Source organism: Pseudomonas sp. NFX15 (assembly GCF_049132105.1).
Classification (GTDB): domain Bacteria; phylum Pseudomonadota; class Gammaproteobacteria; order Pseudomonadales; family Pseudomonadaceae; genus Aquipseudomonas.
This window is the reverse complement of record NZ_JAFMPV010000004.1, coordinates 100,933-115,427: the sequence shown is the minus strand read 5'-3', so window position 1 is coordinate 115,427 and position 14,495 is coordinate 100,933. Positions and strand designations below refer to the sequence as shown.

Below are 14,495 nucleotides of genomic sequence, written 5' to 3'. Positions count from 1 at the left end.
GGCATTTTTGTTCTGAAACATTGCGCTTTTACGCTTCAGGCCTGAGCCTTGCGCGGTGCGTTGATGACATTCGAGGTGAGCGACACATGTATCACGGGGAAAGACTGAACGCCTGGACGCATTTGGTCGGGGCAGCGGCGGCGTTTGTTGGTGGGGTGTGGCTGATTGTGCTGGCCAGTCTCGACGGCAGTCCGTGGAAAATAGTCAGCATGGCGATCTACGCCTTTACCTTGCTGGTGCTCTACAGCGCGTCGACCGTGTATCACAGCGTGCGCGGGCGCAAGAAAGCGATCATGCAGAAAGTCGATCACTTTTCGATCTACCTGCTGATCGCCGGTAGCTACACGCCGTTCTGCCTGGTGACTCTGCGCGGGCCGTGGGGTTGGACCTTGTTCGGGATCGTCTGGGGGCTGGCGCTGATCGGCATCCTGCAGGAGATCAAGCCACGCTCGGAAGCGCGGATCCTGTCGATCGTGATTTATGCGGTGATGGGCTGGATCGTGCTGGTGGCGGTCAAGCCGTTGCGGGCGGCGCTGGGCAATGCCGGGTTTGCCTGGCTGGCGTCGGGCGGGGTGATGTACACCGTGGGGATCATTTTTTTCGCCCTCGATCATCGCCTGCGCCATGCCCACGGGATCTGGCATTTGTTCGTGATTGCCGGGAGTTTGCTGCACTTTGTGGCGATATTTTTTTATGTCTTGTAGGCCGATTCGCCGGCAAGCCGGCTCCTACAAGGAATGCGAAACTTCTATAGGAGCTGGCTTGCCAGCGAAGGCGGACTAGAAATCACCCCAAAGCTGCTGGGCCACCGCCAACGCTACAACTGGCGCCGTCTCGGTGCGCAACACCCGCGGCCCCAGTCGCGCCGCATGGAAACCGGCGCCCTTGGCCTGATCCACCTCGGCATCCGACAGTCCACCCTCCGGCCCGATCAAGAACGCCAGCGTCGCAGGCTTGGCGTGGCTCACCAGCGGCTCGGCCACCGGGTGCAGCACCAGCTTCAACTCGGCCTGCGTCTGCTTCAACCAATCGGCCAGCAACAGCGGCGGGTGAATCACCGGCACCCGTGAGCGCCCGCACTGCTCGCAGGCGCTGATCGCCACCTGGCGCCAGTGCAGCAGGCGTTTGTCGGCGCGTTCGTCCTTGAGCCGCACTTCACAGCGGTCGCTGAAGATCGGGGTGATTTCAGTCACGCCCAGTTCCGTGGCTTTCTGGATCGCCCAGTCCATGCGTTCGCCCCGGGACAAACCCTGGCCGAGATGGATCTGCAACGGCGACTCGACCTGGCCGTCGAATTGTTCGTCGACCTGCACCACCACGCGCTTCTTGCCGACCTCGACCAGCCGAGCAAGAAACTCATGCCCCGAACCGTCGAACAACTGCAACGCATCGCCCTCGGCCATGCGCAGCACGCGGCTGATGTAGTGGGCCTGGGCTTCGGGCAACTCGTGCTCGCCGGTGCTCAGGGGGGTGTCGACGAAGAAGCGGGACAGTCTCATGCTGGGTCTCTGTAATTCTTGTGCAGGTCTTTGGGGCGCCTTCGCTGGCAAGCCAGCTCCTACAGGTCAGGGACCCCATACAAATTTGTGGCAAACACCAATCACTGTAGGCGCTGGCTTGCCAGCGAAAGCGATCGGCCAGATCCCACAGGATTAAGCTTGAAATCAATCAGCCCGGATCACGGAACCCCGGGTGGAAATCCTTCGGCACCGCCACGCTGACGCTGTCACGGGTCGCGATGTCGATGCCTTCGCTGGCCACTTCGGCCAGGAAGGCGATCTGCTCGGGCGTGATCACATAAGGCGGCAGGAAATACACCACGCTGCCCAACGGGCGCAGCAGGGCGCCGCGCTCCAGCGCATGCTGGAACACCTTCAGGCCACGGCGTTCCTGCCACGGATACGCCTCTTTGCTCGCCTTGTCCTTGACCATCTCGATGGCCAGTACCATGCCGGTCTGGCGCACTTCGGACACGTTCGGGTGATCGACCAGGTGTGCGGTGGAGGAAGCCATGCGCTGCGCCAGGGCCTTGTTGTTCTCGATGATGTTGTCTTCTTCGAAGATATCCAGGGTCGCCAGGGCCGCCGCGCAGGCCAGCGGGTTGCCGGTGTAGCTGTGCGAATGCAGGAAGGCGCGCAGGGTCGGATAGTCGTCGTAGAAGGCGCTGTAGACCTCATCGGTGGTGATGCACGCCGCCAGCGGCAGGTAACCGCCGGTCAGGGCCTTGGACAGGCACAGGAAATCAGGGCGGATGCCGGCCTGTTCGCAGGCGAACATCGTCCCGGTACGGCCGAAGCCGACGGCGATTTCGTCGTGGATCAGGTGCACGCCGTAGCGGTCGCAGGCTTCGCGCAACAGCTTGAGGTACAGCGGGTGATACATGCGCATGCCACCGGCGCCCTGGATCAGCGGCTCGACAATCACCGCCGCCACCGTGTCATGGTGTTCGGCCAGGGTCTGTTCCATGGCCGCGAACATCGTGCGCGAGTGTGCTTCCCAACTCACGCCCTCGGGCCGCAGGTAGCAATCCGGGCTTGGCACCTTGATGGTGTCCATCAACAGTGCTTTGTAGGTTTCGGTGAACAGCGGCACGTCGCCCACCGACATCGCCGCCATGGTTTCGCCGTGGTAGCTGTTGGTCAGGGTGACGAAGCGCTTCTTGTTCGGTTGGCCGCGGTTGAGCCAGTAGTGAAAGCTCATTTTCAGCGCGACTTCGATGCAGGACGAGCCGTTATCGGCGTAGAAGCATCGCGTCAGGCCTTCCGGGGTCATCTTCACCAGGCGCTCGGACAACTCGATCACTGGTTGATGGCTGAAACCGGCAAGGATCACGTGCTCCAACTGATCGACCTGATCCTTGATGCGCTGGTTGATCCGCGGGTTGGCGTGGCCGAACACGTTGACCCACCAGGAACTGACCGCATCGAGGTAGCGTTTGCCTTCGAAGTCTTCCAGCCACACGCCTTCACCGCGCTTGATCGGGATCAGCGGCAGTTGTTCGTGATCTTTCATCTGGGTGCACGGGTGCCACAACACGGCGAGATCGCGCTGCATCCACTGATTATTCAGGCCCATTTTCACTCTCCTGGCGGTGGTCCGTGACGCGCGCGGACTAACAATCGCGCAAGCCTATGCAATGCGTGTCACCGGAACAACCCATTGTGTGGAATGAGCTACTTTGTATAGGCCGATAGACGTCGCTGGCGGCGTTTTGATGGCTGACGTATTCTTCGCGATTCTTGAGCCGTCTGGCTCGTAAAAACTGCTGTTTTTCCTCGTGTAATTCCGGAGTTCGCTGAATGTCTGTCGGTTGGCTGCGCGCCTGTGCGCTGGTAATGTTGGGGCTGTTCAGCGTGTCTGCGCTGGCCAAGGATAAAACCGCGATCGTGATCGGCGGCGGCCTGTCGGGCCTGACAGCCGCTTACGAACTGCAAAGCAAGGGCTGGCAGGTCACGCTGCTGGAAGCCAAGTCGAGCCTGGGCGGTCGCTCGGGCATGGCCACCAGCGAGTGGATCGGCAACGACAAGACCCAGCCGGTGCTGAACAAATACGTTTCGAGCTTCAAGCTGAGCGCCACGCCGGCCCCTGAGTTCGTGCGGACCCCGGGCTACCTGATCGATGGCGAGTATTTTTCCGCCGCTGACCTGGCAACCAAGCAACCGGCCACCGCCGAGGCGCTCAAGCGCTTCGACAAGACCGTGGACGACCTGGCACGCTCGATCGACGATCCAGAGAATCCAGCTGCCAACAACACGTTGCACGCGCTGGACCAGATCAACGTGTCGAGCTGGCTCGACAAGCAGAACCTGCCGGCCACCGCCCGTCAGTTGATCAACCAGGAAATTCGTACTCACTACGACGAACCTTCGCGCCTGTCGCTGCTGTACTACGCACAGCAAAGCCGCGTTTACCGTGGCGTCTCCGATCGTGACCTGCGCGCTTCGCGCCTGGTCGGTGGCAGCACCGTGCTGGCCCAGGCGTTCGTCAAACAACTGAAAACCATCAAGACCAGTTCCCCGGTCTCGGCGATTATCCAGGACAAGGACGGCGTGACCGTCAAAGTCGACAACGTCGGCTACCAGGCAGACTACGTCGTGCTGGCCGTGCCGTTGCGCGCACTGAACAAGATCCAGATGACCCCGGCACTGGACGCCCAACACCTGGCGGCGATCAAGGGCACCAACTACGGCTGGCGCGACCAGATCATGCTCAAGTTCAAGACGCCGGTATGGGAACCGAAGGCGCGCATGTCCGGTGAAATCTTCAGCAACGCCGGCCTGGGCATGTTGTGGATCGAACCGGCCCTGAAGGGCGGTGCCAACGTGGTCATCAACCTGTCCGGCGACAACGCCCGGGTGATGCAGGCGTTCGGTGACAAGCAGATGGTCGACCAGGTGTTGATCCGCCTGCACGCGTTCTTTCCACAGGCTCGCGGTTCGTTCACCGGCTATGAAATCCGTCGCTACAGCACCGATCCGTCCACCGGCGGCGCCTACCTGGCCTACGGCCCGGGTCAGATCAGCAAATACTGGCGCTTGTGGGAACGTCCGATCCAGCGCGTCACCTTCGCGGGCGAACACACCGACACCTTGTACCCAGGCACTCTGGAAGGTGCGCTGCGCACCGGTCAGCGTGCGGCCAACCAGGTTGCAGACCTGGCGGCGGGCAAGTCGTTTGAACCGGCCAAAGTGCTTCCGGCAGCCGCGGCAGCAGGTGCTGGCGCAGCAGCGGCGAAGAAGGGCAACTTCTTCAGCAACCTGTTCGGTGGCTCGGATGACGAGAAGAAGCCAGAGCCGGTCAAGGCACCAGAGCCGGTAGCACCACCCGCGCCGGCACCTGCCCCGGTGGCTGCTCCGGCTCCGGTCGAAGCACCGAAGCCTGCGGCGGCACCGGCCAAAACCGAGCCAGCCAAGAAAGCCCCGGCGAAGAAGCCAGCCGCCAAGACCGAGACGAAAAAAGCCCCGGCCAAGGCGCCTGCCAAGAAAGCCGAGCCGGCCAAGAAACCTGCGGCTAAAGCGGCTGACGCACCGGCAACGGATGCCAAGGCGCAGTAAGGCGTAGAACTAAAAAAACGCGGCAGAAATGCCGCGTTTTTTTATGCCCAAAGAAAAACCGCATCACTTGTCGAATAAAGCGTTTGCCGGAAGTGTTCATGAGTTGGGCAACATTCTTGTACACAAATTTGGCCTTTAATCTTTTCTTAACTCGCACATTTCAGACTCTTGATCGTATTTTTCGATATTTCAAAGCGAAATTTTCCGCTTTAATTCGATAGATAACTCGATAGTCTTGGGCCAGCACTTACAGGGATCTAGGCAATGCAGCTACGAAACTCTACCTCCCGCTACGGCTGGGTCAGCATCTTCCTGCACTGGGGCGTGGCGCTGGCCGTCTTCGGTCTGTTCGCCCTGGGCCTGTGGATGGTTGATCTCGGTTACTACGACCCGTGGCGCAAGGCGGGCCCGGACCTGCACAAGAGCATCGGCCTGACGTTGCTGGCGTTCATGGTGTTTCGTGTGCTGTGGCGCTTCATCAGCCCACCGCCGCCCACCCTGGACAGCTACAGCCGCATGACGCGTCTCGGTGCAAAATTCGGCCATGCCTTTCTGTATCTCTGTCTGTTCGCTGTGATGATTGCCGGTTACCTGATTTCCACCGCAGAGGGTGTCGGGATTCCGGTGTTTGACTGGTTTGAAGTGCCTGCCCTGATCTCCGGACTGCCGGACCAGGCAGATACCGCCGGTGCGATTCACCTCTACCTGGCGTGGGCGCTGGTCATTTTTTCCGGCCTCCATGCGTTGGCAGCATTGAAGCACCACTTTATCGACCGTGATGTGACCCTCAAGCGAATGCTCGGTCGCAAAGCCTGAAGTTCAACCTCGACTCCCAAGGAAAACAAAGCATGTTGAAAAAGACTCTCGCCGCTCTGGCAATCGGCTCTGCCGTGCTGTCCGCCAACGTGATGGCTGCTGACTACACCGTCGACAAAACAGGCCAGCACGCCTTCGTCGACTTCAAGATCAGCCACCTGGGCTACAGCTACATCACCGGTACTTTCAAGGACATCGACGGCAAGTTCAGCTTCGACGCGGCCAAGCCTGAAGACAGCAAGATCGAGTTCAACGTCAACACCGCCAGCGTCTTCACCAACAATGCTGAGCGCGACAAGCACATCTCCAGCAAAGATTTCCTGAAAGTGGCTGACTTCCCTAAAGCCACCTTCGTGTCGACCAGCGTTAAAACCACCGGCAAAAACGCCGACGGTAAAGTCACTGCCGACGTGGCTGGCAACCTGACCATCGCTGGCGTGACCAAGCCGGTTGTGGTCAAGGCTACTTTCCTGGGTGAAGGCAAGGATCCATGGGGCGGCTACCGTGCCGGCTTCGAAGGCACCACCAGCATCAAGCGTTCTGATTTCGGCAAGATGATGGACCTGGGTCCACAGTCCGACGCCGTGGATCTGTATGTAACGTTTGAAGGTGTCCAGGCGAAGTAATTTTCGCCCCGACACAAAAACGCCCCTGATCGAAAGGTCAGGGGCGTTTTTTTATGGCTGAACGCAAATCCCCTGTAGGAGCGAGCCTGCTCGCGAAAAGGCCATCGCATTCAACGGCGATGTTGTCTGTGCGTAAGCCTTCGCCGGCAAGCCGGCTCCCACAGTGTCTGAGTCGTGCACAAAATCCGTGAGCACAGCTGAACCTGTAGGAGCTGGCTTGCCAGCGAAGGGGCCGGAACAATTAGCGGCGATGTTGTCTGTACGGACGCCTTCGCCGGCAAGCCGGCTCCCACAGTGTCTGAGTCGTGCACAAAATCCGTGAACACAGCTGAACCTGTAGGAGCTGGCTTGCCAGCGAAGGGGCCGGAACAATTAGCGGCGATGTTGTCTGTGCGGACGCCTTCGCCGGCAAGCCGGCTCCCACAGTGTCTGAGTCGTGCACAAAATCCGTGAATACAGCTGAACCTGTAGAAGCTGGCTTGCCAGCGAAGGGGCCGGAACAATTAGCGGCGATGTTGTCTGTACGGACGCCTTCGCCGGCAAGCCGGCTCCTACATGGGTTTGTGTAGGTCCATGAAAAATGCCCCGGTCTTTCGAGCCGGGGCATTTTTTTGTGGCGGGGATAACTCAGCGATTGCGGGTCAGCAATGCCGGTTTTTCACCACGAGGACGGCTCGGCAATTGATCGAGCTGCTCAGGCGTCGGGAAGCGGTCAGCCTTCGATTCCTTGTGCATGATCTTCGGCGCTGGGCCGCGCGGGTTCTGCACGGCCGGCTCGGCGCGCGGCTGGTCGTCACGGGCCGGGCGGCGGTTGCGTGAGTCTTCGCGGCGGGCCTGGCCGTCACGCGGTGCACCGCTACGCGGGCCGCTGCGCTTGGCCGGCGGGGTGCCGGTGCTGGCGCCATCGCTGCTGCGCGGACCGCTCTGGCGACCCTGTGGCTTGCCGCCACGCGGTGCACCTGAACCGGCAGCCGTGCCTTGTGCCGGAGCACCCGGACGACGACCACGGCCTTGGGCAGGCTTGTGCTGCGGCACGTAGTCGACGCGGTTACCGAAGTTATCCACATCGTCGTCGAGGAACTCGTCCGGGGCACGGTCAGCGGCAGCGCGTGGCGGTTGGCTCGGACGCTGTTCGCGGGCCGGGGTACCTTCACGTGGCTTTTGCTGGCGGGCAGGGCGCTCGCCACGTTCGGCGGCCGGTTTTTCCTTGCCCTTGTCCTTGCCTTTGTCCTTGCGACCACCGCCGCCACCGCCACCGTTCGGGCCATCGCCGCGTGGGCCACGTGGATTGCGCGGGTTACGCATGTCCGGACGCTCGCGCACTTCAGGCTTTTCAGCTTCCACGGCGCTGGCATCGAAGCCCATCAGGTCGCCGTCGGCGATTTTCTGCTTGGTCATGCGCTCGATGCTTTTCAGCAGTTTCTCTTCGTCCGGGGCGACCAACGAAATCGCCTCGCCCGAGCGACCGGCACGGCCGGTACGACCGATACGGTGCACGTAGTCTTCATCGACGTTCGGCAGTTCGAAGTTGACCACGTGTGGCAACTGGTCGATGTCCAAGCCGCGGGCGGCGATGTCGGTGGCGACCAGGATGCGCACGGTGCCGGCCTTGAAGTCCGCCAGGGCTTTGGTGCGGGCGTTCTGGCTCTTGTTGCCGTGGATCGCGACGGCGCTCAGGCCGTGCTTGTCCAGGTACTCGGCCAGACGGTTGGCGCCGTGCTTGGTGCGGGTGAACACCAGCACCTGTTCCCAGGCGCCGGCGGTGATCAGGTGTGCCAGCAGCGAACGCTTGTGGCTGGCCGGCAGGCGGAACACGCGTTGTTCGATACGCTCGACCGTGGTGTTCGGCGGCGTGACTTCGATGCGTTCCGGGTTGTGCAGCAGCTTGCCGGCGAGGTCGGTGATGTCCTTGGAGAAGGTCGCCGAGAACAGCAGGTTCTGGCGCTTGGCCGGCAGGCGTGCCAGCACTTTCTTCACGTCATGGACAAAACCCATGTCGAGCATGCGGTCGGCTTCGTCCAGCACGAGGATTTCCACGTGGGACAGGTCGACGCTGCCTTGGCCGGCGAGGTCGAGCAGGCGGCCAGGGCAGGCCACCAGCACGTCGACGCCACGGGACATGGCCTGGACCTGCGGGTTCATGCCGACACCGCCGAAGATGCAGGCGCTGACGAACTTCAGGTCACGGGCATAGACCTTGAAGCTTTCATGCACTTGGGCTGCGAGTTCGCGGGTCGGGGTCAGGACCAGCACGCGCGGTTGGCGCGGGCCGTGACGCTGGGATTTGTCCGGGTGACCGTTGGGGAACAACCGCTCCAGGATCGGAAGGGCGAAACCGCCGGTTTTACCAGTACCTGTCTGTGCCGCGACCATCAGGTCGCGACCTTGCAACACGGCGGGAATGGCCCGCTGTTGCACCGGAGTAGGCTCGGTATAGCCCGCCGCCTCGATGGCGCGGACTAAAGCCTCGGAGAGACCGAGGGAAGCAAAGGACATGAGAAATCCTGTTTTAGTTAGGGCTTGGCCCAATGGGAGTCTTGCCTGGCGCGAATGGCGTTTAAGGAGACGCTATCCCGTCCGGTCCTGCTGGGTTTCGAAGGCTCGTCTGCCGGCGCTCGCGCGGGCTGAAAGCTGCGCAGTAGCGGGGTCGAGATGCCTTGAACGATTCCGAGCGTCCGGGCGTGAGCCTGGCGGGAAGGCCGGAGTATAACAGAGCAATCACTGTGCGCTGCTTTCCTGCTGCTCAACGGTTTTTTCTGCCCAGGCCGTGGTTTTTTCGGCGGCCATGCTGGCGGCCGGTTCCGCGCCGTAGCGGGCGCTCAGTTCGGCGTAGGCGGGCTCGCGCTTGAAACGCTTGAGTTCGGCCCCGAAACGCTGCACCAGCAAGTCCATGCCCGCATTGCGGCGCACCGCGAGGTATTGGCTTTGCTGGCTGATGACAATGGGGTTCTCGGTGATCTTGTCGCGGATGCCCAGTTCATCGAGCAGATGCTGGCCCACCCGGCGGTCGGTAATCAGCAGGTCGATCCGCCCGCGCAGCAGCTTGCCGAAGTTGGCTTCATGGGTGGGCGCCGGCTCGCGGGTAAACAGCGTCGAATGGCTGAAGTCCTTGCTGTACAGGTAACCCGGCGAGGTGCCGACCGTCAGGCCGCGCAAGTCATCGAGGGTGCGAAACGGATGGGGGTGGGCATTGGCGTAGAACATCACGAACTGCACGTCCGACAGCGGTTCGCCGGGGTAGAGCAGGGTTGCGTCGCGCTCGTCGCTGTGAAAAATGTCCAGCGCGCCGTCGGCCTGGCCGGTTTCAAGCATCGACAGGCAGCGTTTCCAGGGCAGGAACTGCCACTCCACTTCGATGCCCAGGCGCTTGAAGACAATCGCGGTGGTTTCATAGTCCAGGCCCAGGGCTTTGCCGTTGTCTTCGTAGACGTAGGGCGCCCACGGTTCCGTGACAATGCGCAGCTTCTCGCCCCAGGCGGCAAAGCTCAGGCAAGTGCAGACAAGCGCGGCGATTAACTGCGTGATCAAAGGCATGGGCTTGAGATTACGACGAGAAACCGGAAAGAGCCAGAAACTGACCGCAGATGCTCTAACTCCGTGGATTGCCGCACATTTATAGTGCGTTGAAAGCAAAAGATCGCAGTCTGCGAAAGCGCCTACAGGCGGATGTTTAATCTCTGTAGGAGCTGGCACAGGCTGCGATCTTTTGATCGTGCTTTTACGACTTTTAGCGCGGCAACTTCAGGTTGTTCCACACCGCCAGGCTCGCGTCAGCCTGGTTCAGTGTGTAGAAGTGCAGCCCTGGCGCACCGCCCTGCAGCAGTTGTTCGCACATCTCGGTGATGACCTGTTCACCAAAGCGTTGAATGCTCTGGGTGTCGTCGCCGTAGGCTTCCAGTTGCTTGCGGATCCAGCGCGGGATTTGCGCACCGCAGGCATCGGAGAAGCGCGCGAGCTTGCTGTAGTTGGTGATCGGCATGATGCCCGGCACGATCGGGATGTTCACGCCCAGCGCCCGTACGCGTTCCACGAAGTAGAAGTAGCAGTCGGCGTTGAAGAAGTACTGGGTGATCGCGCTGTCGGCGCCGGCGTTGGCCTTGCGCACGAAGTTGGCGATATCGTCTTCGAAGTTGCGCGCTTGCGGGTGCATTTCCGGGTAGGCGGCGACTTCGATGTGGAAGTGATCACCGGTTTCTTCACGAATGAATTCCACCAGGTCATTGGCGTGGCGCATTTCGCCGCTGGCCATGCCCATGCCCGAAGGCAGGTCACCGCGCAGGGCAACGATGCGCTTGATGCCGGCGGTCTTGTACTGGGCCAGCAGACCGCGCAGGTCGTCCTTGCTGTCGCCGACGCAGGACAAGTGCGGCGCGGCAGGGACTTTGACTTCGCTCTCGAGCTGCAACACGGTGTTGAGCGTGCGATCACGTGTCGAACCGCCGGCGCCGTAGGTGCAGGAGAAGAAATCGGGGTTATAGGTGGCCAACTGGCGAGCAGTGGCGAGCAGCTTTTCATGCCCAGCATCGGTCTTCGTCGGGAAGAACTCGAAGCTGTAGCGACGATCTTGGGACATGGTCAGATCCTTGGAAACGCGTAAGCCTGAGGGGCCGGTTTGTCCGCATTCGCCAGCAAGCGGGCTCCTACAGGATTTACGTCGTACCGTCATGTTGCGTACGACTACTCACTTGTAGGAGCCGGCTTGCTGGCGATGCAGGCAACGCGGTGTATCAGAACACCGCTATTGCCGATCAGCGTATCAGTAGCGGTAAGCGTGCGGCTTGAACGGACCTTCTACGGTCACGCCGATGTACTCGGCCTGGGTCTTGGTCAGCTGGGTCACGACGCCGCCGAAGCCGCGGACCATTTCCAGGGCCACTTCTTCGTCGAGTTTCTTCGGCAGTACTTCAACGGTCAGGCGCTCGGCTTTCTGGGCTGGCGACAGGTCGGCGTACTTCTGGCCGAACAGGAAGATCTGCGCCAACACCTGGTTGGCGAAGGAACCGTCCATGATGCGACTTGGGTGGCCAGTGGCGTTGCCCAGGTTAACCAGGCGGCCTTCGGCCAGCAGGATCAGGTAGTCGTCGTTCTGTGGGTCGAAATCACCAGCGCCGGTGCGGTGGATCTTGTGCACCTGTGGCTTCACTTCTTCCCATGCCCAGTTCTTGCGCATGAAAGCGGTGTCGATTTCGTTGTCGAAGTGGCCGATGTTGCAGACAACAGCGCGCTTCTTCAGGGCCTTGAGCATGTTTGCGTCGCAAACATTGACGTTACCGGTGGTGGTCACGATCAGGTCGATCTTGCCCAACAGGGCCTTGTCGATGCTGGCTTCAGTGCCGGTGTTGATACCGTCGATGAACGGCGAAACCAGTTCGAAACCGTCCATGCAGGCTTGCATGGCGCAGATCGGGTCGACTTCGGAAACCTTAACGATCATGCCTTCCTGACGCAGGGACTGGGCCGAACCCTTGCCCACGTCGCCGTAGCCAATGACCAGCGCTTGCTTGCCGGACAGCAGGTGGTCGGTGCCGCGCTTGATCGCGTCGTTCAGGCTGTGACGGCAGCCGTACTTGTTGTCGTTCTTGCTCTTGGTCACCGAGTCGTTGACGTTGATGGCCGGGATTTTCAGCTCGCCCTTGGCCAGCATGTCCAGCAGGCGATGAACGCCAGTGGTGGTCTCTTCGGTCACACCGTGGACGCGATCCAGTACCTGTGGGTACTTGTCGTGCAGCAACTGAGTCAGGTCGCCGCCGTCGTCGAGGATCATGTTGGCGTCCCATGGCTGGCCATCTTTCAGGATGGTTTGCTCCAGGCACCACTCGTACTCTTGCTCGGTTTCACCTTTCCAGGCGAAAACCGGGATGCCGGCAGCGGCGATGGACGCAGCGGCCTGGTCTTGAGTCGAGAAAATGTTGCAGGACGACCAGCGCACTTCGGCACCCAGGGCAACCAGGGTTTCGATCAGCACGGCAGTCTGAATGGTCATGTGGATGCAGCCGAGGATCTTCGCGCCCTTGAGCGGTTGCTCTTCGGAGTACTTGCGGCGCAGACCCATCAGGGCTGGCATTTCGGATTCGGCGATGATGGTTTCGCGACGACCCCAGGCAGCCAGGGACATGTCGGCGACTTTGTAGTCGGTAAAATCTGCAGGCGTGTTGACAGCGCTCATGAAGAGCCTCCATTCGTAATGTATGCGAATGGGCGCCGTTGTGCGTTTAGTGCCCAACCTGAGGCCTGGCAACGCCCCATCCGAGCCTGACAGGTCGAACCTGCTGCAGCGCCCCTCGGACAGGTGGCGGGAAAACGGTATCAAGCGATGATGACCGTTTTGAAACGGGGGCGATTATAGCGGGCTATGCTGATCTTCCAAAGCGTTTCTGTCAGTCAATGTCCGAACGGTAATCGAGACCATAGTCGAAGCTTAATAGAGCTCTAGCCCGGGCTCTGCCATGATGCCGGGCATCAATCGGCAAGATGGTCAGGAGTGCATATGAATTTCCACACCCGCAAATGGGTAAAACCCGAAGACCTCAACCCCAACGGCACGCTGTTCGGTGGCAGCCTGTTGCGCTGGATCGACGAAGAAGCGGCGATCTACGCCATCGTCCAGTTGGGCAACCAGCGCGTCGTCACCAAGTACATTTCCGAAATAAACTTCGTCAGCGCCTCGCGCCAGGGCGACATCATCGAACTGGGCATCACCGCCACCGAGTTCGGCCGCACCTCGATCACCCTGACTTGTGAGGTGCGCAACAAAATCACCCGCAAGAGCATCCTCACCGTGGAAAAAATGGTCTTCGTGAACCTCGGTGAAGACGGCCTGCCGGCACCGCACGGCCGGACCGAGATCAAGTACGTCAAGGACCAGTTCCAGGATTGACCACGCCGCTCTTCCTTCGCGAGCAGGCTCGCTCCCACATTGGACTGCGATCCCTTGTAGGCGCTGGCTTGCCAGCGAAGGCGTCCTCAGCGTCACCTTTTAAACCAGGGTGAGCCCTTCGCCGGCATGCCGGCTCCTGCAAGACTCGGTTTCACCCCAACAAATGAACAGCCATGAACCCCGCGTGTCGTAGCTAAATAGCCCGCCACCGGTTGCGCACCTCATGAACTCGGCACAAAAAGGCAAGACCCCGAATCTTTCGGCGCAAGAAGAGCACGAAGTCGAAAAGAGCCAGCCGCACCGTGCCGCGGTGCTGCACGAAATCATCCGCACCCAAGGTGATCAGGAACTGGAGCGCAGCATTGCCGCGTTATGGTGGTCGGCGCTGGCGGCGGGGTTGACCATGGGCTTGTCCCTGATGGCCATGGGGCTGCTCAACTCGCGCTTGCCGCAGGGCGAAGGGTTCAAGGTGATCGCCAGTTTCGGCTACTGCGCCGGTTTTCTCGCGGTGATCCTCGCCCGTCAGCAATTGTTCACCGAAAACACCCTGACCGCCGTACTGCCGGTGATGACCAAGCCGACGCTGGCCAACTTCGGCCGCTTGTTGCGGCTATGGACGGTGGTGCTGGTCGGCAACCTCTGCGGCACTTTGCTGGTGGCCTATGTGATGCTGAAGCTGCCGATTTTCGACAGCAAGACCGACATTGCCTTCCTCGATATCGGACGCAAAGTCATGGAAAACCACGCCAGCCAGATGTTCGCCAAGGGCGTCATTTCCGGGTGGATGATCGCCACCATGGTCTGGATGATTCCGTCCATGGAGAACGCCAAGATGTGGACCATCATCCTGATCACCTACCTCATGGCGCTGGGAGATTTCACGCACATCGTGGTGGGTTCGGCCGAAGTGTCGTACCTGGTGTTTGCCGGCGAGTTGCCATGGAAGGACTTCTGGCTGGTGTTCGCCGGGCCGACACTGGCGGGGAACATCATCGGTGGCAGTTTTATTTTTGCCCTGATCAGCCATGCACAGATTCGCAGCGAAAGCGGTCCGCCGAAGGAGGCAGCGGATCAGGGCGAGGCGCCCGATCCGCAGGCGATCAAAAAACAACCCAAATGATG

The 14,495-nt window shown here is 60.7% G+C and carries 12 protein-coding genes and 1 riboswitch; of the genes, 6 read left to right on the top strand and 6 right to left on the bottom strand.

The window, feature by feature from the left end; all coding sequences use genetic code 11:
- Positions 1–86: 86 nt before the first annotated feature.
- The gene (gene trhA, locus J1D76_RS05860) at positions 87–704 is read left to right on the top strand and encodes a PAQR family membrane homeostasis protein TrhA (RefSeq protein WP_421137457.1); all 618 of its coding nucleotides are present in this window, start codon (positions 87–89) and stop codon (positions 702–704) included.
- A 75-nt stretch (positions 705–779) separates the two neighbouring features.
- Here the strand turns inward: trhA and J1D76_RS05855 are convergent, their stop codons facing one another.
- A complete protein-coding gene (locus J1D76_RS05855; RefSeq protein WP_421137456.1) occupies positions 780–1,499 on the bottom strand; it encodes a 16S rRNA (uracil(1498)-N(3))-methyltransferase in 720 nt (239 codons plus the stop codon).
- 169 nt (positions 1,500–1,668) lie between these two features.
- Positions 1,669–3,075: an adenosylmethionine--8-amino-7-oxononanoate transaminase gene (locus tag J1D76_RS05850; protein WP_421137455.1), complete on the bottom strand. Its 1,407-nt coding sequence runs from the start codon at positions 3,073–3,075 to the stop codon at positions 1,669–1,671.
- Positions 3,076–3,299: 224 nt separating this feature from the next.
- Between J1D76_RS05850 and J1D76_RS05845 the strand changes: the two genes are divergently transcribed.
- The 3 genes from J1D76_RS05845 (at position 3,300) to J1D76_RS05835 (ending at position 6,496) form a co-directional block, all read left to right on the top strand.
- Entirely contained in the window at positions 3,300–5,054 is a 1,755-nt protein-coding gene (locus J1D76_RS05845) for a flavin monoamine oxidase family protein (protein ID WP_421137454.1), read from the top strand.
- A gap of 264 nt (positions 5,055–5,318) precedes the next feature.
- A complete protein-coding gene (locus J1D76_RS05840) occupies positions 5,319–5,870 on the top strand; it encodes a cytochrome b (protein ID WP_421137453.1) in 552 nt (183 codons plus the stop codon).
- Between the two features lie 32 nt (positions 5,871–5,902).
- Positions 5,903–6,496 (top strand): YceI family protein, encoded by a 594-nt coding sequence (locus J1D76_RS05835; protein ID WP_421137452.1) that lies wholly within the window; start codon positions 5,903–5,905, stop codon positions 6,494–6,496.
- Between the two features lie 627 nt (positions 6,497–7,123).
- On the opposite strand, the gene J1D76_RS05830 is transcribed toward J1D76_RS05835, so the two are convergent.
- The 4 genes from J1D76_RS05830 to ahcY form a co-directional block, all read right to left on the bottom strand.
- The gene (locus J1D76_RS05830; RefSeq protein WP_421137451.1) at positions 7,124–8,992 is read right to left on the bottom strand and encodes a DEAD/DEAH box helicase; all 1,869 of its coding nucleotides are present in this window, start codon (positions 8,990–8,992) and stop codon (positions 7,124–7,126) included.
- A 222-nt stretch (positions 8,993–9,214) separates the two neighbouring features.
- On the bottom strand, positions 9,215–10,030 hold the full coding sequence (locus J1D76_RS05825) for a substrate-binding periplasmic protein (RefSeq protein ID WP_421137450.1): 816 nt from the start codon (positions 10,028–10,030) through the stop codon (positions 9,215–9,217).
- A 193-nt stretch (positions 10,031–10,223) separates the two neighbouring features.
- On the bottom strand, positions 10,224–11,069 hold the full coding sequence (metF, locus tag J1D76_RS05820; protein WP_421137449.1) for a methylenetetrahydrofolate reductase [NAD(P)H]: 846 nt from the start codon (positions 11,067–11,069) through the stop codon (positions 10,224–10,226).
- A gap of 183 nt (positions 11,070–11,252) precedes the next feature.
- Complete coding sequence (gene ahcY, locus J1D76_RS05815) at positions 11,253–12,662, bottom strand: adenosylhomocysteinase (RefSeq protein WP_421137448.1); 1,410 nt, start codon at positions 12,660–12,662, stop codon at positions 11,253–11,255.
- A gap of 23 nt (positions 12,663–12,685) precedes the next feature.
- Positions 12,686–12,785: riboswitch (S-adenosyl-L-homocysteine riboswitch) on the bottom strand.
- A 198-nt stretch (positions 12,786–12,983) separates the two neighbouring features.
- Here ahcY and J1D76_RS05810 point away from each other — a divergent pair.
- Both J1D76_RS05810 and J1D76_RS05805 read left to right on the top strand, forming a co-directional pair.
- Positions 12,984–13,373 (top strand): acyl-CoA thioesterase, encoded by a 390-nt coding sequence (locus J1D76_RS05810; RefSeq protein ID WP_317851657.1) that lies wholly within the window; start codon positions 12,984–12,986, stop codon positions 13,371–13,373.
- Positions 13,374–13,596: 223 nt separating this feature from the next.
- On the top strand, positions 13,597–14,493 hold the full coding sequence (locus J1D76_RS05805; protein WP_421137447.1) for a formate/nitrite transporter family protein: 897 nt from the start codon (positions 13,597–13,599) through the stop codon (positions 14,491–14,493).
- Positions 14,494–14,495 lie beyond the last annotated feature (2 nt).